General features: G+C 60.4%; 14 protein-coding genes (1 of these 14 only partly in view). 12 read left to right on the top strand and 2 right to left on the bottom strand.

Annotated elements, in window-relative coordinates; genetic code table 11:
- On the bottom strand, nucleotides 1-985 hold the 5' portion of the coding sequence (locus PSPTO_RS04070; RefSeq protein WP_003383172.1) for an aspartate aminotransferase family protein. Its footprint begins 362 nt before the window's first position; the window shows 985 of its 1347 coding nt (coding positions 1-985); its start codon is at nucleotides 983-985; its stop codon lies beyond the left edge, outside the window.
- 127 nt (nucleotides 986-1112) lie between these two features.
- On the opposite strand from PSPTO_RS04070, the gene PSPTO_RS04065 reads away from it, so the two are divergent.
- From PSPTO_RS04065 to PSPTO_RS04020, 9 genes are all read left to right on the top strand, one after another.
- Entirely contained in the window at nucleotides 1113-2033 is a 921-nt protein-coding gene (locus PSPTO_RS04065) for a LysR family transcriptional regulator (protein ID WP_007245546.1), read from the top strand.
- Between the two features lie 185 nt (nucleotides 2034-2218).
- Entirely contained in the window at nucleotides 2219-3616 is a 1398-nt protein-coding gene (locus PSPTO_RS04060) for a uracil-xanthine permease family protein (protein WP_011103273.1), read from the top strand.
- A 98-nt stretch (nucleotides 3617-3714) separates the two neighbouring features.
- Entirely contained in the window at nucleotides 3715-4371 is a 657-nt protein-coding gene (locus PSPTO_RS04055; protein WP_005770041.1) for a TetR/AcrR family transcriptional regulator, read from the top strand.
- 32 nt (nucleotides 4372-4403) lie between these two features.
- A complete protein-coding gene (locus PSPTO_RS04050; protein ID WP_007245544.1) occupies nucleotides 4404-4997 on the top strand; it encodes an IMPACT family protein in 594 nt (197 codons plus the stop codon).
- Between the two features lie 523 nt (nucleotides 4998-5520).
- On the top strand, nucleotides 5521-7074 hold the full coding sequence (locus PSPTO_RS04045; protein WP_011103272.1) for an ABC transporter ATP-binding protein: 1554 nt from the start codon (nucleotides 5521-5523) through the stop codon (nucleotides 7072-7074).
- A gap of 11 nt (nucleotides 7075-7085) precedes the next feature.
- Entirely contained in the window at nucleotides 7086-8186 is a 1101-nt protein-coding gene (locus PSPTO_RS04040; protein WP_007245542.1) for an ABC transporter permease, read from the top strand.
- Nucleotides 8186-9112 (top strand): ABC transporter permease, encoded by a 927-nt coding sequence (locus tag PSPTO_RS04035; RefSeq protein WP_005770049.1) that lies wholly within the window; start codon nucleotides 8186-8188, stop codon nucleotides 9110-9112. Before PSPTO_RS04040 ends, PSPTO_RS04035 begins: the two co-directional genes overlap by 1 nt.
- Before the next feature lie 286 nt (nucleotides 9113-9398).
- On the top strand, nucleotides 9399-10088 hold the full coding sequence (locus PSPTO_RS04025; protein ID WP_046463381.1) for an SDR family oxidoreductase: 690 nt from the start codon (nucleotides 9399-9401) through the stop codon (nucleotides 10086-10088).
- A gap of 123 nt (nucleotides 10089-10211) precedes the next feature.
- Nucleotides 10212-11567, top strand: coding sequence for an 8-oxoguanine deaminase (locus PSPTO_RS04020; protein ID WP_011103270.1), 1356 nt, complete (start codon nucleotides 10212-10214; stop codon nucleotides 11565-11567).
- Between the two features lie 166 nt (nucleotides 11568-11733).
- Here the strand turns inward: PSPTO_RS04020 and PSPTO_RS04015 are convergent, their stop codons facing one another.
- Nucleotides 11734-12831, bottom strand: a complete 1098-nt coding sequence (locus PSPTO_RS04015) for a calcium:proton antiporter (protein WP_007245540.1) — start codon at nucleotides 12829-12831, stop codon at nucleotides 11734-11736.
- Between the two features lie 246 nt (nucleotides 12832-13077).
- On the opposite strand from PSPTO_RS04015, the gene PSPTO_RS04010 reads away from it, so the two are divergent.
- The 3 genes from PSPTO_RS04010 to PSPTO_RS04000 are packed head-to-tail and all read left to right on the top strand — an operon-like array spanning nucleotide 13078 to nucleotide 15953.
- On the top strand, nucleotides 13078-13998 hold the full coding sequence (locus PSPTO_RS04010) for a Fe(3+) dicitrate ABC transporter substrate-binding protein FecB (protein WP_007245539.1): 921 nt from the start codon (nucleotides 13078-13080) through the stop codon (nucleotides 13996-13998).
- Nucleotides 13999-14988: an iron-dicitrate ABC transporter permease FecC gene (gene fecC, locus PSPTO_RS04005; protein WP_010202134.1), complete on the top strand. Its 990-nt coding sequence runs from the start codon at nucleotides 13999-14001 to the stop codon at nucleotides 14986-14988.
- The gene (locus PSPTO_RS04000) at nucleotides 14985-15953 is read left to right on the top strand and encodes an iron chelate uptake ABC transporter family permease subunit (RefSeq protein WP_011103269.1); all 969 of its coding nucleotides are present in this window, start codon (nucleotides 14985-14987) and stop codon (nucleotides 15951-15953) included. Before fecC ends, PSPTO_RS04000 begins: the two co-directional genes overlap by 4 nt.
- Nucleotide 15954: the final 1 nt, after the last annotated feature.

The following is a 15954-nucleotide window of genomic DNA, read 5'->3' as shown; positions in this document are numbered from 1 at the left end:
AATAGGTATAACCGTGGGGGAATTCAACGGCGTAATCCGGCGTCGGTTGATTCATGAAGGTCTGGTAAATCTCGCTGCTGGCAATCACCGCGCCCATGGGTATCGCGCCGTTGGTGATTTGTTTGGCGATGCACATCAGGTCAGGTGTCACGCCGAAACTGTCAGCACCAAACATCGAGCCGGTGCGCCCGAAACCGGTGATGACTTCATCGAAGATCAGCAGAATATTATGTTGATCGCAAATCTCACGCAGCCGCTTGAGGTAGCCTTGCGGCGGAACGATCACGCCGGCAGAACCTGCCATCGGCTCTACGATGACTGCCGCAATGTTCGACGCATCGTGCAGTTCGATCAGTTTCAGCATTTCGTCGGCCAGCGCGATACCGCCTGCTTCAGGCATGCCCTTGGAGTACGCATTGCTGGCCAGCAGGGTATGCGGCAGGTGATCGACATCCATCAGTTGCCCGAACATCTTGCGGTTGCCGTTTACCCCACCCAGGCTGGTACCACCGACATTCACGCCATGATAGCCGCGCGCCCGACCGATCATCTTGGTCTTGGTCGCCTGCCCTTTCAGCCGCCAGTAGGCACGCACCATCTTCACTGCGGTATCTGCACACTCAGAGCCCGAGTTGGTATAGAACACGTGATTGAGATTGCCCGGCGTCAGTTCGGTAATCTTTTCTGCCAGTTGAAATGACAACGGATGCCCGAACTGAAAGCCCGGCGCGTAATCCAGCACGCCCAGTTGGCGGGAAACGGCTTCCTGAATTTCCTTGCGCGTATGCCCAGCGCCGCAGGTCCACAGACCGGAAAGCCCATCGTAGATCTTGCGGCCCTTGTCGTCTGTCAGATAGCTGCCATGCGCGGCGACGATCATGCGCGGATCGCTGTGGAAGTTGCGGTTCGCGGTGTAAGGCATCCAGTGAGCATCCAGCTTCAACTGACTTGTGACCGGCACATCAGACAATTCGAACATATTCATGGGAGCGAGCCTCGCAGGCGCTTGAGCTAACGGTGATTGCAGCCAAAGTGACACGCGGCTAAAGTTCATAAAACATGATTTTTATGATCTTTAGTTTGCAATTCGCTAAACAATGAGCAACTAAACAATGAGCATCCGCCGCTCCGACCCGTTGGCCCAGGTCAGTGATTTTGACATTCGCTTGCTGCGCATCTTCAAGAGCGTAGTCGAGGCTGGGGGCTTTTCAGCTGCAGAAAGTGCGCTTGGCATCGGCAGATCGGCGATCAGCCAGCAGATGAGCGATCTGGAACAACGCCTTGGTTTGCGTCTGTGTCAGCGGGGGCGAGCAGGGTTTTCACTGACCGATGAGGGGCGCGAGGTTTATCAGTCATCGCTGCAACTGCTCAGTGCGCTGGAGAGCTTTCGCACTGAGGTCAACGGCCTGCACCAGAACCTGCGCGGCGAGCTGAACATAGGCCTGACCGATAACCTCGTCACCCTCCCCCACATGCGCATAACCCATGCACTGTCGCGCCTTAAAGAACGTGGGCCTGGCGTGCATATCAATATCCGCATGATCGCGCCCGCCGAAGTCGAGCAAGGCGTACTCGACGGCGGCCTGCATGTTGGCGTGGTGCCGCAGGCCAGCGCGCTGCCGGGGCTGGAATATCATTCGTTGTACAGCGAGCGCTCGCTGCTTTATTGCGCGGTGGGTCATCCGTTGTTCTATGCAGAAAACACAATGCTCGACGACCAGCGTCTCGCGCTACAGGAAGCCGTTGCTCCAACCTTCCGCCTGCCGAACGATATTCAGGAGCACTACAAGGCATTGACATGCACCGCCAGTGCCTCCGACCGGGAAGGCATCGCGTTCCTCATTCTGACCGGGCGCTACATCGGCTATCTGCCGGATCATTACGCCAACGCCTGGGTGCAGGAAGGCAGGTTGCGCGCATTGAAACCGGACGCGAAATTTTACGACCTCAATCTGGTCACCGTCACCCGCAAAGGCCGACGCCCTCATTTGGTGCTCGAAGGCTTTCTGGAAGCGCTTGCTGCTACCCGATGACACATTCTTGCCAGCACCCGCCGTATTCGCCCGGTCAGGAGAGCAGCCTGAAAACGCTATCCGTCTGATATAGCAGGCAATAGAGGGGCTTACTGGGAAATAACCTGAGCAGGTGGACAGTTTTTTGCAGTGATCGTGAATACCAATGCGCCAGCACATGGCACTTCCCATTTCGAGACTTCGCCATGCAGCCCGAAACTTCTGACAACGACGACCTGATCTACGGCCTGAATGACCGTCCCAAACCGCTGACGGCCATACTGGCGGCATTCCAGCACGTGCTCGCCAGTTTCGTCGGGATAATCACGCCGCCGCTGATTATCGGATCAACCCTGGGGCTGACCGAATACCTGCCTTACCTGATCAGCATGGCGTTGATGGTGTCCGGCACCGGCACGTTCATTCAGGCGCGCAGGCCGTTCGGCATCGGTGCAGGCATGATCTGTCTGCAAGGCACCAGTTTTGCGTTTTTAGGCGCAGTGTTGTCGGCAGGCTTTCTGGTCAAGCAGCGCGGCGGTAGCCCGGAGGACATCATGGCGATGATCTTCGGCGTCTGCTTTTTCGGTGCACTGGTGCAGATAGTGCTCAGTCGTTGCATCGGTCAGTTGCGGCGTATCATCACCCCGCTGGTCACCGGGATCGTGATTACCCTGATCGGCGTGAGCCTGATCAAGGTCGGCGTGACTGACCTGGGTGGCGGCTTCAATGCACCGGACTTCGGCGCACCGCTGAACCTGGCGCTGGGGGTGTTCGTACTCGCAGTGATCATTGTGCTCAATCGCTCCAACACTCCATGGGTGCGCTTGTCGGCGATCATCATCGGCCTGGCTGTCGGCAGCCTGGCCGCATGGTTCAGCGGCAAGCTGATCCCGCAGCCGATTCACGATCTGCCGCTGATCAGCGTGCCAGTGCCGTTCCGCTTCGGTTTCAATTTTGACTGGACCGCTTTCCTGCCGGTCGCGCTGATTTATCTGATCAGCAGTATCGAAACCGTCGGCGACCTGACCGCCAACTGCATGCTGGCCCGCCAGCCGATCAGCGGGCCGAGCTATGTGGCGCGGCTCAAGGGTGGCGTGCTCGGCGACGGTGTGAGCTGCATGATTGCCGCGACTTTCAGTGCCTTTCCCAACACCACGTTCGCGCAGAACAACGGAGTGATTCAGTTGACCGGCGTTGCCAGCCGCTATGTCGGCCTGTACATCGGTGCCGTGCTGTTCATCCTCGGACTGTTTCCGCATATCGGCGCCATCGTCCAGCAGATCCCTAAACCGGTGCTGGGCGGCGCAACGCTGGTGATGTTCGGCAGCGTTGCGGCGGCAGGCGTTCGCATCCTCGCCCAGTCGCCACTGGATCGGCGTAGCATGCTGATCATCGCCACCTCATTTGGTGTCGGCCTGGGCATTGCGGCGCAGCCGGCGCTGCTGCATCAGATGCCCAAGTTGGTCCAGAACCTGTTCGATTCGGCAATCACCAGCGGCGGCATTACAGCCATTGTCATGTGCCTGCTGATTCCGGAGGGTAAAGTCGCCGTGACGACGACCCAGGCTGCGACGGAACGCAAACCCCTTGAACAACCACGATAGGTTTCCATAGCCGCACTTGCGAGATAGTCGCCGGTGCATTACCTATTCAGTCATCATCAGCTCAATCGTCGCGCCCTACGACCTGTCCGGAATAGCCCATGACCCTTGAAGTTCCAGCACACAGCGCCACCAAGCCTGCGAGCCGTATTCGTCAGAAGAACGAAGAAACGATCATCCAGGCCGCCGAAGACGAATTTGCCCGCCACGGTTTCAAGGGCACCAGCATGAACACCATTGCGCTGAAAGCCGGACTGCCGAAAGCCAACCTTCATTATTACTTCACCAACAAGCTGGGCCTGTATGTCGCGGTGCTGAGCAATATCATTGATTTGTGGGACAGCACGTTCAACAACCTCAGCGTCGACGACGACCCGGCAGAAGCGCTGGCCCGCTATATTCGCGCCAAGATGGAGTTCTCGCGCCGGCAACCGCAGGCATCACGAATCTTCGCCATGGAGATCATCAGCGGCGGCGAATGCATGAGCGAATATTTCAGCCAGGATTACCGCCTCTGGTTTCAGGGGCGGGCAGCGGTCTTTCAAGCCTGGATCGATGCCGGAAAGATGGACCCGGTCGATCCGGTGCACCTGATCTTTCTGCTGTGGGGCAGCACCCAGCACTATGCCGACTTCGCCTCGCAGATCTGTCGTGTCACCGGCCGCTCTCGCCTGACCCGGCAGGACATGGATCAGGCCAGCAACAATCTGATCCGGATCATCCTCAAAGGTTGTGGGCTGACACCGCCAGCCTTGTAGAATCGGCACCTTGACGCCAGCTGGACACACGCATGCCTTTTACCCTTGCCGGCCCTTGCGAATTTCGTGAAGAAATCCGCAAGAGCCGCTTCATCACCCTCGCCGCGCCCATCGCCAGCCCGGCCGACGCACAAGCGTTCATTGAGCAGCACAGCGACTTGAACGCCACCCACAATTGCTGGGCCTGGAAACTGGGCAGCCAGTACCGCAGCAACGACGATGGCGAACCGGGCGGCACAGCAGGCAGACCGATTCTGGCCGCCATCGAAGCGCAGGAATTCGATCAGGTGGTGGTACTGGTGATTCGCTGGTACGGCGGCATTCAACTGGGCACCGGCGGCCTGGCCCGCGCTTACGGCGGCGGCGCCAACAAATGCCTGCAGCAGGCCGAGCGTCTGCCGCTCATTCAGCGCGCTTCATTCCACCTCGAATGCAGTTTCAGTGAACTGACGCTGGTCAAGCTGCGCCTGGCGGAGCTGAACGGCCTGGTGGAAAACGAAGAATTCACCGCCAATGGTGTGCAAATGGCAATTGCCATCGGCCCTGAACATGTCGATACGCTACAACGGCAACTGGCCGATCTGAGTCGCGGCAGAATCCTTTTGCACAAGGCCGCAACGGAGTAGACAGCACAGCGGCAATTGCCCACATCTACTGTGCATCCGACTGTGGATAAGCTGAGCACACTCCACTGCGCGCCTTGCTGGACGCGGCTTTAAGAAGAATGATCATTTTTTGTACAATCTGTTGCGGAAACCGCAAAAACGGCGCAAAAACAGTCTGTTAGCGCGCTTTAGCACCTTTGGGCGCTAACCCGTGTGGCGTTATTCTTCACATTTCGGCTTGCGCACAGTAACTGTGGAATAACCTGTGGATAACAGGTGCAAGGTTCGCGCATCGGTTCACTGCATCTCCCTCGCCGCGCGCTGTACATTTTTTACTCAAATCAATAAGCCATGTTTTGCACCTTCGCGTTATCAGCGCGCCCCGAACTGGTGCTGAAATGGCAAAACCGACCCCCGCTGATGCGATCTGCAAAAGCACAAAATCCCCGTTCTGGCTTGATTCAGCGTATCGCGCCTGAAACCTGACCCATTGGCCAGGATTTTGCTTTATCCACAGGCGACCCACTTTGCCTCAGAGCCTTTCATGTCAAACCACGCGATACCTGCGCGTCTCCAGTTGCGCCATATCACCAAACGGTATCCCGGTTGCCTGGCCAACGATGCTGTCGACCTGACCATTCAGCCGGGCGAAATTCATGCCCTTCTGGGTGAGAACGGTGCTGGCAAAAGTACCCTGATGAAGATCATCTATGGCGTTACCCAGCCAGATGCCGGGTCGATCATCTGGCAAGGCCAGGCGCAGATCATGCGCAATCCGGCGCAGGCCAGAAGCCTGGGGATTGGCATGGTGTTCCAGCATTTCTCACTGTTCGAGACCTTGAGCGTGGCGCAGAACATTGCGCTGGCGATGGGCGCGGCAGCCGGCACGCCCAGGCAACTGGAGCCGCGTATTCGCGAGGTCTCGCAACGCTACGGCATGGCCGTGGAGCCCCAGCGTCTGGTGCACAGCCTGTCGATCGGCGAGCGGCAGAAAGTCGAAATCATTCGCTGCCTGATGCAGGACATTCACCTGTTGATTCTCGACGAACCCACCTCGGTCCTCACACCTCAGGAAGCCGAAGAACTGTTCGTCACCCTCCGGCATCTGGCCAGCGAAGGCTGCAGCATTCTGTTCATCAGCCATAAGCTGGGCGAAGTTCGCGCCTTGTGCCACAGCGCAACCGTGCTGCGTAACGGCAAGGTCTCCGGGCACTGTATTCCGGCCGAATGCTCCGATCTGGAGCTGGCACGATTGATGGTCGGCGATGCCGAGGGCCTGACCGCGCACTACGAAAAAGTCAGCGGCGGCGCGGCCTTTCTGCAAGTGGACAGACTGTCCTGGCACAACCCGGACCCGTTCGGCTGCTCCCTCAAAGACCTTAGCCTTGAGGTGTGCAGCGGCGAGATCGTCGGCATCGCGGGCGTGGCCGGTAACGGTCAGGATGAATTACTCGCGCTGCTGAGCGGCGAACAAACGCTGCCTCATGCGCAGGCGGCGACCCTGCGTTTCGCAAACACACCGGTCGGCCACCTGCGCCCGGATGCCCGCCGCAAGCGCGGTCTGGCGTTTGTCCCGGCCGAACGCCTGGGGCATGGCGCAGTGCCGGAATTGAGCCTGGCGGATAACGCCCTGCTCACCGCCTTCCAACAGGGGCTGGTGAGCAACGGCCTGATTCAACGCGGCAAGGCCCGTGCCCTGGCCGACGAAATCATTCGCCGCTTTGCCGTCAAGACGCCCGACGCACAGGCCCCGGCGCGCAGCCTGTCGGGCGGCAACCTGCAGAAATTCATTCTCGGTCGGGAAATTCTGCAAAACCCGAAGCTGCTGATCGCGGCGCACCCGACCTGGGGCGTGGACGTGGGGGCAGCAGCGGCGATCCACCGGGCGCTGATCGCCTTGCGCGATGCGGGGGCGGCGATTCTGGTGATTTCCGAGGACCTGGACGAGTTGTTCCAGATCAGCGACCGACTCGCTGCCTTGAGCGGCGGCCAGCTTTCCGACCTGATCCCCACTGAACAGACCAGCACCGTACAGATCGGCGGCTGGATGGCGGGACAGTTCGATCATTCTCAAACCCAGGCCCACACGCCGGGTTAACGGAGCAAAACATGCTGCTTTCTCTGGAACCGCGTGGCCAGCAATCGCGCGCCATGTTGTGGTGCTCGCCGCTGCTGGCTGCCGTCCTGACCCTGATCTGCGGCTCGCTGCTGTTCATCGGCCTGGGGCTGAACCCGTGGGTGACGCTGCACACCCTGTTGATCGCTCCGGTCAGCGATCTTTATGGGCTGTCGGAACTGATGGTCAAGACGTTGCCGATTCTACTGTGTGCACTGGGGCTAGCGGTTGCCTATCAGGCACGCATCTGGAACATCGGCGCCGAAGGCCAATTGTTGCTCGGTGCGCTGGCGGGCAGTGCCGTGGCGGTGAATATCATCGAGATGGAAAGCCGTTGGGCGCTGGTGATGGTGCTGTTGGCCGGGACGCTGGCCGGGGCGGCTTGGGCAGGCGTGACGGCATGGTTGCGTACTCAATTCAACGCCAATGAAATTCTCACCAGCATCATGCTCAACTACATCGCCCTCAACCTGCTGCTGTATTTCGTGCATGGCCCGCTGAAAGACCCTGCCGGCATGAACTTCCCGGAGTCCGCGACCTTTGGCGACGCGAGCCGTCTGCCGCTATTGATGGAAGATGGCCGCGCGCACATCGGGGTGTACTTTGCCCTGTTCGCGCTGGTCGCGGTCTGGGTGTTGCTGCAACGCAGCTTTGTCGGCTTCCAGATCAAGGTGCTGGGCCTGGACAAGCGAGCGGCTGGCTTCGTCGGCTTTCGCGAGAAACGCCTGGTGTGGCTGGCGCTGTTGATCAGTGGCGCGCTGGCCGGGCTGGCGGGTGTATCGGAAGTCGCCGGCCCGATTGGCCAACTGGTGCCGCAGGTTTCGCCGGGTTACGGCTATGCCGCAATCACCGTGGCCTTTCTCGGTCGCCTCAACCCCATCGGCATTCTGTTCTCCAGCCTGCTGATCGCCCTGCTGTATCTGGGCGGCGAAAGCGCGCAAATGACCCTGAACCTGCCGTTGGCCATCACCCAGTTGTTTCAAGGGATGATGCTGTTCTTCCTGCTCGCCTGCGATGTGCTGATCCTCTACCGGCCGCGCCTGAAACTGCACTGGGCCAAGCGCCAGATGACACCCGTCACAGGAGCCGCATGATGGATATCGACCTGCTGAGCAATATTTTCTATGCCATGGTCCGTTGTGGCACGCCGTTGCTGCTCGTCGCACTGGGCGAACTCATTTGCGAAAAAAGCGGCGTCATCAATCTGGGCCAGGAAGGCATGATGCTGTTCGGGGCGGTGATCGGTTTCATCGTTGCGCTGAGCACCGGCAATCTGTGGCTGGGCGTCTTGCTGGCGATGCTGGCGGGCATGTTGCTCTCGGCCTTGTTCGCGCTGGTGGCGCTGGTATTCAACGCCAATCAGGTCGCGACCGGTCTGGCGCTGACTATTTTTGGTGTCGGGCTTTCAAGCTTCGTGGGTGCCGCCTGGGTTGGCAAACCGCTCAGTGGTTTCGAGCCGGTGGCCATCCCCTTCCTCAGCGATATCCCGCTGATCGGCCGCATGCTGTTTGCCCAGGACCTGCTGGTCTACCTGTCTTTTGCACTGTTCGCGCTGGTGGCCTGGGCGCTGCTGAAAAGCCGCGTTGGGCTGATCATCCAGGCGGTCGGCGAAAACCCGGACGCCGCCAGTGCCATGGGCTTGCCGGTATTGCGGGTGCGAACCCTGGCGGTGTTGTTCGGCGGTGCAATGGCCGGGCTGGCCGGGGCTTACCTGTCGCTGGCCTATACACCGATGTGGGCGGAAAACATGAGCGCTGGACGTGGCTGGATCGCCCTGGCGCTGGTGGTATTTGCCAGCTGGCGAGTCTGGCGCCTGCTGCTCGGCGCCTACCTGTTCGGCCTCGCCAGCATCCTGCACCTGGTGGCACAAGGCATCGGCCTGGCGATCCCGTCCAACCTGCTGGCGATGCTGCCTTACGTGGCCACCATCATCGTCCTCGTCCTGCTCTCCCGCGACGCCCTGCGCACCCGGCTGTACGCGCCGGTTTCGCTGGGCCAGCCGTGGCGGGCGGGGCATTGAGGGGGCTTCAACTTTTGACTAGCGTGCGACGCTCTGCGTCGCATGCCGTTCTGGACGCTCTGCGTCCTATCCCTGATGAGCGGCGCGGCGCAGATCTGTGACGCGGAGTGTCACCCAAGGCGTTCCGACGCTGGAGCGTGCGCAACGATAATCCAAACTATGAACGTTTCTGGCTGACAGAGATTCCAACAGTTTATAGGCAGGAGTACGCTGCAAGGTCGAAACTGTCGAGAGGCGTGCTAGCCCTGCCATGGAATCTGTCTCTCAATCTGCCAAGGAATCCTTCATGACCACTACCAAAAAAACCGCCCTCATCATCGGTGCTTCGCGTGGCCTGGGGCTCGGGTTGGTTCAACGCCTGACTGAACAGGGCTGGCAAGTTACCGCCACCGTGCGTGATCCGCAGAACGCTGAAAACCTCAGGGCCGTTGACGGCGTGCGGATCGAGACGGTGGATATGGACGACACCGCTTCGCTGGAAGTACTGGTCCAGAAGCTGCGCGGCGAGGTGTTCGACGTGCTATTCGTCAATGCCGGGATCACCGGCCCCAAACATCAGAGCGCGGCGCAGTCGACTGCGGCCGAGCTTGGGCAATTGTTCCTGACCAACGCGGTCGCGCCGATTCGTCTGGCCGAGCGTTTCATCGGGCAGATCCGTCCGGGTACCGGCGTGCTGGCGTTCATGAGTTCGTGGCTGGGCAGCGTTGCCTGCCCGGATGGCGCAGAACTGGCGCTGTACAAAGCCAGCAAGGCGGCACTCAACTCGATGACCAACACCTTTGTCAGCCAGTTGGGTGAAAACCGTCCGACCGTGTTGTCGATGCATCCGGGTTGGGTGAAGACCGACATGGGCGGCGATAACGCGGCCATCGACGTGCTGACCAGTACCACAGGCCTTGTAGAGCAACTCAACACCTACGCAGGCAAAGGCGGGCATCACTTTATCGATTACCAAGGCAAGGCGATTGCCTGGTAACCGGCAGCTCAACTAAAATCACAGCCCTTCGCCGGGGCGCACAAGCCCCGGCCACCCTGGATCAGCAGACAGGGCAACACTGAGCTGGCTAACCCTGAACCTGTCTTTCAGAGGAGCCGGCCCGTGCCTGCGACCCGTATCTGGTTGAAAAACCCTCTTGCTGTATTTACCGCCAATGACCTGGACGCCCGTGGCGGTCTGGTCATCGAAGATGGCGTCATCACCGAACTGCTGGCTGCCGGGCAGCAACCTTCATTGCCCTGCACACAGTCGTTCGATGCTCGCGAGCATGTGTTGCTGCCAGGCTTGATCAACACCCATCACCATTTCTATCAAACCCTGACCCGCGCCTGGGCGCCGGTGGTCAATCAGCCTTTGTTCCCGTGGCTCAAGACGCTGTATCCGGTGTGGGCGCGCCTGACGCCGGAAAAACTGGCCGTGGCCAGCAAGGTTGCGTTGGCTGAGTTGCTGCTGTCGGGCTGCACGACGGCTGCCGACCACCACTACCTGTTCCCCGACGGGCTGGAACACGCCATCGATGTTCAGGTGCAAAGCGTGCGCGAACTGGGCATGCGCGCGATGCTGACGCGCGGTTCGATGAGCCTTGGCGAAGCCGATGGAGGTTTGCCACCCCAGCAAACCGTGCAACAGGGCGAGGTGATTCTGGCCGACAGCCAGCGCCTGATTGAGACGTATCACGAGCGCGACGACGGGGCGCAGATTCAAATCGCGCTGGCGCCCTGCTCGCCCTTCTCGGTCACACCGCAGATCATGGCCGAGAGCGCGGCCCTAGCAGAAAAACTCGACGTGCGCCTGCACACTCATTTGGCCGAAACCCTCGATGAAGAGGACTTCTGCCTGCAACGCTTCGGCCTGCGTACCGTGGATTACCTGGACAGCGTCGGCTGGCTCGGCCCGCGCACCTGGCTGGCCCATGGTATCCACTTCAACCCTGATGAAATCGCCCGCCTCGGCGCTGCGGGCACCGGCGTCTGTCACTGCCCCAGCTCGAACATGCGCCTGGCCTCTGGCATTTGCCCGACCCTGGACCTGATTGCTGCAGGCGCGCCGCTTGGCCTCGGCGTGGACGGCTCGGCGTCCAATGATGCCTCGAACATGATCCTCGAAACCCGCCAGGCGCTGTACCTGCAACGCCTGCGCTACGGCGCGGAAAAAATCACCCCGCAGTTGGTGCTTGGCTGGGCGACCAAAGGCTCGGCGCAGTTGTTGGGCCGCACTGATATAGGTGAACTGGCGGTGGGCAAACAGGCTGATCTGGCATTTTTCAAACTCGATGAACTGCGCTTCTCCGGCAGCCACGATCCGCTTTCAGCGCTGTTGCTGTGCGGGGCAGACCGTGCCGATCGAGTGATGGTTGGCGGTCAGTGGCGAGTGATTGACGGACAGGTTGAAGGCCTGGATATCAAGCAGCTGATTGCCGACCACAGCCAGGCTGCGCGAGAGTTGATTCAGGGCTGACAGTGCGCAGCGAGAGTTGAACGTGCCATGCCCATGCTCCGCGCTCATCGTTATAAGCAAGTCCCGACAAGCCCGAAAAACGGGGCTAAGAGCCGCATTAGACGGCTAGACATAGATCTTTGTAGGAGTGAGCCGGATTTGTGCGTCCAGAATTTCACCTGAAACCTCAAAGCCCCAGACAAGACAGCATGATAAACGTCGCGAACAGCACGAAGTGAGTCATGCCTTCGATGGCGTTGGTTTCGCCGTCATTAAGGTTGATGGCGGACACCAGCAGGGTGATGAAAATCATCACGGTCTGCACCGGGGTCATGGCCATCTGGAACGGCTGGCCACTGTAAAGCGCCATCGCTTCCATGACCGGAACGGTCAGGATCACGGTGGAGAGCGACGCACCCAACGCGATATTGACCACCGACTGCATGCGGTTGGCGAGTGCTGCGCGCAAGGCGGTCAGAATCTCCGGCGCAGCAGAAATGGCGGCGACCAGAATAGCGGTCATGACCGGTGGCGCGCCCGTGCCCTCCAGCCCCAGATCAACGGTCTTGGACATCACCTCGGCCAGCGCGCCAATTACCACGACGCCTGTGATCAACGTGGCAATGGAGCGGGTCAGGTTGACCGGCTCGGCATGCTCTTCAGTCTGATCCGAGCCCTGACGTTTTTTCTTTTCCGGGTAGCTGTAGCTGAAAAAGTAGCTGTGCGGGCCGACCTGCATACGCAGGAACAAGGTGTAGAGCAGAATCATTGCGCCGATGGTGAACGCCGAATAGATCTTCCAGTCACCCTTGGGAATGAACTCGGGCACCACCATCGACACGCCCATCGCGGTGAGGATCATCACGCTGTAGGTCCGTGCCGAATCATCGTTGTACGACTGCTCGCCGTGCTTGATGCCGCCCATCAGCGCGGCCAGGCCGAGGATGCCGTTGATGTCGAGCATCACCGCCGAGTAAATCGTGTCACGCACCAGCGTCGGCGATGGCTCGTTGCTCATCATGATCGCCAGGATCACCACTTCGACCAGCACCGCAGAGAGCGTGAGGATCATCGTGCCGTAGGGGTCACCGACCTTTTCCGCGAGCATCTCGGCGTGGTGGGCAACGCGCATCGACGCGCAGACGATGAAGCCGACCAGCGCCAGCCCGGAGACCAGTGCGACGACCTGGCCGTTGCCCAGCAACACATGCTCCAGCGGATAGGCGACAAACATGGCGATGATTGCCAGCAGCAGAAACTTTTCTTGCTTGAGCAATGCGCCCATAACTTCCTCCAAAACCTTGCGACACATCGTCGCGGATGCTCATGACCGTGCCTGTCATTGAAGCGGTTGAGAGTGCGGTGTGTGACAAAAGGTTTCAACAAATGACCTGAATGAGAACTGCACCCACGCGTAAATGACTTTTGATCCCGCCGTCACGATGTGAAATAGTGCCCGCCGTTTTCTTCGCGCCTTTTCTGGCGCGTCTGTTTTTCACGATTCAGCTTCTGTTTAGAAAGGACATTCGCCGTGCGTGCTTTTCGACTTCCGCATTTATTGGCTTGCGGCCTGCTCACGCTGCTGGCGAGCGCCGCTCAGGCTGCGCCCATCGACATCGATGACGGCCAGCACAAGGTGCATCTGCCAGACACCCCCAAGCGCGTGGTGGTACTGGAATTTTCGTTTCTCGACGGGCTTGCTTCGGTTGGCGTGACACCGGTCGGCGCCGCAGATGATGGCGACGCCAGTCGTGTACTGCCCAAGGTGCGCAAGGCCGTGGGTGAATGGCAGTCGGTGGGGCTGCGCTCGCAACCCAATATCGAAGTGATCGCACGGCTCAAGCCGGACCTGATCATCGCTGACCTCGGTCGTCATCAGGCTCTTTATAACGACCTGGCCAGCCTGGCTCCGACGCTGATGTTGCCGTCACGCGGCGAGGACTATCAGGGCAGCCTGAAATCTGCCGGGCTGATCGGCATGGCGCTGGGCAAAGGCCCGGAGATGCAGGCGCGAATCGCAGAAAACCGTCAGCACCTGAAAACCGTTGCCGAGCAGATTCCTGCCGACAGCAACGTGCTGTTCGGCGTTGCCCGTGAAGACAGTTTCTCGGTCCACGGCCCGCACTCCTACGCAGGCAGCGTGCTGCAAGCCATCGGTTTGCAAGTACCGGAAGTGCGCAACAACGCCGCGCCCACCGAGTTCGTCAGCCTGGAGCAACTGCTCGCCCTGGACCCCAACTGGTTGCTGGTCGGCCATTATCGTCGCCCGAGCATTGTCGACACCTGGAGCAAGCAGCCGCTGTGGCAGGTGCTCGGCGCTGTACGTAATAAACAGGTGGCCGAAGTCGACGGTGATAGCTGGGCGCGCAATCGCGGAATCATGGCGTCCGAGCAGATCGCTGACGATGCGCTTGCCGTACTCAAGGGCGGCAAGGCCGTGCTGAACCCTTAAATGCGCCGCTGGCTGATGGCGGGCGTGATTGCCGCGACCTGCCTGGGACTGTTCTGGGTGTCGCTGTTCGCCTTGTCGTCGTTCAGCATTCGCCAGATAGATGCCTGGAACGGGCTGTTCACGCAGGGTCGCGAGGGTGGCAATATCGCGTATATCGTCGCGCAACTGCGGGTGCCGCGTGCCTTGTGCGCAGCATTGGTGGGCGCGTGCCTCGGTGTCGCCGGGGCGTTGATGCAAGGCATCACGCGCAACCGTCTGGCCTCGCCGTCCTTGTTTGGCGTCACGGCAGGCGCGGCGTTGGGTCTGGCGCTGTTTTCCACCGGGCTGGTCGCGCTGCCCTTTGCCGGTGGCGCACTGTTGATGACCTGCATCGGCGGCGCACTGGCGTGGATTACCGTGTTCAGCCTCGGTGGCGCATGGTCGCCGACCACCGCGCAAGGGCGACTGGTGCTGGCGGGTGTCGCCGTTGCGGCGCTGTGCGCAGCATTGACTCGCCTCACGGTGATTCTGGTCGAAGCCCAGGCGCAGAGTGTCCTCAACTGGCTGGCCGGCTCACTGGCCAATGTCGGTGCCGAGCAACTGCAACTGCTCTGGCCCTGCACGCTGATCGGCCTGGTGTTGGCGATTGCCTGTGCGCCACGTCTGAACCTGATCAACCTGGGTGAAGACGCCGCCCGTTCGCTGGGCGTGCGTATCGGCGCCCTGCGGCTGCTGGTGTTTGTGGTCAGCCTGCTGCTGGTCGGTGCCAGCGTCTGTGCAGTTGGGCCGATTGCCTTTGTCGGCCTGATCGCACCAAACATCGCTCGCCAATGGCTGGGCAATGACTACCGCTGGCTGGTCCCGATCAGTGCCGGTCTGGGCGCGGCCATTGTATTGGCTTCCGACCTGATCAGCCGCGCCGTGGCGTTTCCGGTAGAGACACCGGCTGGCGTGGTGACAGCGTTGATCGGCGCGCCGTTCTTTCTGTTTCTGGCGAGGCGTGCGCTATGAACCAGCCTCGTTCCCGGCTGTTATTGCTGATCATGTTGCTGGCACTGGCGCTGTTGTTGAGCCTCAGCGCGGGTACCGTGTGGCTTAAGCCTGGCGCGGTGCTTGATCACTTGATTGCTCACGACAGCAAAGACTTTGAAGTATGGAATCATCGCCTGCCACGCGGCCTGATCGCGATCATGACCGGCTGTGCGCTCGGCCTGGCGGGCGCCATCGTGCAAGGCGTGATTCGCAACCCGCTGGCCTCGCCGGAAATCCTGGGTGTGACCCAGGGCGCGGGACTGGCGCTGACCATCGCCATTATCGGCCTGCCGCAATTGCCCGTGGCTGCGCTGCCGTTTGTGGCATGTCTGGGCGGTGCGGCGGGCGCATTGCTGCTGGCTTTGTACAACACCGGCGTGCAGTTTTCCGGGATGCGTTTTGCGCTGTCCGGGGTGGCGATTGCGGTCACTCTGTCGAGCATCACCGAGTTCCTGATCCTGTCCAATCCACTGGACATCAACACCGCGCTGCTGGCCTTGACCGGCAGTTTGTGGAGCCGCAACTGGCACCACGTCTTGCTGGCCACACCGCTTTTGCTGCTGATCCCGCTCAGTATGCTGCTGGCCAAACCACTGAACCTGATCGGCCTTGGCGATGAGGCAGCACAGAGCCTGGGCACAAGCCTGAAACGTATTCGCTGGCTGGCGATGGGCAGTGCCGTGCTGCTGACCAGCCTGGGCGTGGGCATTATCGGGCCGGTGAGTTTTGTCGGGCTGGTCGCGCCGCACATGGCTCGCCGTCTGGTTGGCGGTCATCATCAATACCTGCTGCCCGCGTCGATGGTGCTGGGCGCGCTATTGCTGGTGCTGGCCGATACGCTGGGCCGCACGCTGATCGCGCCCAGCGAGATCCCTGCCGGGATTCTCACCGCCGTGATCGGCGCTCCGTATTTTCTCTGGCTGCTGGCCCGATTCAAAGGTTGAC

It is taken from the genome of Pseudomonas syringae pv. tomato str. DC3000 (genome assembly GCF_000007805.1).
Lineage (GTDB): Bacteria > Pseudomonadota > Gammaproteobacteria > Pseudomonadales > Pseudomonadaceae > Aquipseudomonas > Aquipseudomonas avellanae.
This window is presented reverse-complemented; position numbering and strand designations above follow the sequence as displayed.

Bases quoted from the DNA above. Each gene is read 5' to 3' on its own strand.
- PSPTO_RS04065 (WP_007245546.1), top strand. From the start codon at position 1,113: ATGAGCATCCGCCGCTCCGACCCGTTGGCCCAGGTCAGTGATTTTGAC.
- PSPTO_RS04060 (WP_011103273.1), top strand. From the start codon at position 2,219: ATGCAGCCCGAAACTTCTGACAACGACGACCTGATCTACGGCCTGAAT.
- PSPTO_RS04055 (WP_005770041.1), top strand. From the start codon at position 3,715: ATGACCCTTGAAGTTCCAGCACACAGCGCCACCAAGCCTGCGAGCCGT.
- PSPTO_RS04050 (WP_007245544.1), top strand. From the start codon at position 4,404: ATGCCTTTTACCCTTGCCGGCCCTTGCGAATTTCGTGAAGAAATCCGC.
- PSPTO_RS04045 (WP_011103272.1), top strand. From the start codon at position 5,521: ATGTCAAACCACGCGATACCTGCGCGTCTCCAGTTGCGCCATATCACC.
- PSPTO_RS04040 (WP_007245542.1), top strand. From the start codon at position 7,086: ATGCTGCTTTCTCTGGAACCGCGTGGCCAGCAATCGCGCGCCATGTTG.
- PSPTO_RS04035 (WP_005770049.1), top strand. From the start codon at position 8,186: ATGGATATCGACCTGCTGAGCAATATTTTCTATGCCATGGTCCGTTGT.
- PSPTO_RS04025 (WP_046463381.1), top strand. From the start codon at position 9,399: ATGACCACTACCAAAAAAACCGCCCTCATCATCGGTGCTTCGCGTGGC.
- PSPTO_RS04015 (WP_007245540.1), bottom strand. From the start codon at position 12,831: ATGGGCGCATTGCTCAAGCAAGAAAAGTTTCTGCTGCTGGCAATCATC.
- fecC (WP_010202134.1), top strand. From the start codon at position 13,999: ATGCGCCGCTGGCTGATGGCGGGCGTGATTGCCGCGACCTGCCTGGGA.
- PSPTO_RS04000 (WP_011103269.1), top strand. From the start codon at position 14,985: ATGAACCAGCCTCGTTCCCGGCTGTTATTGCTGATCATGTTGCTGGCA.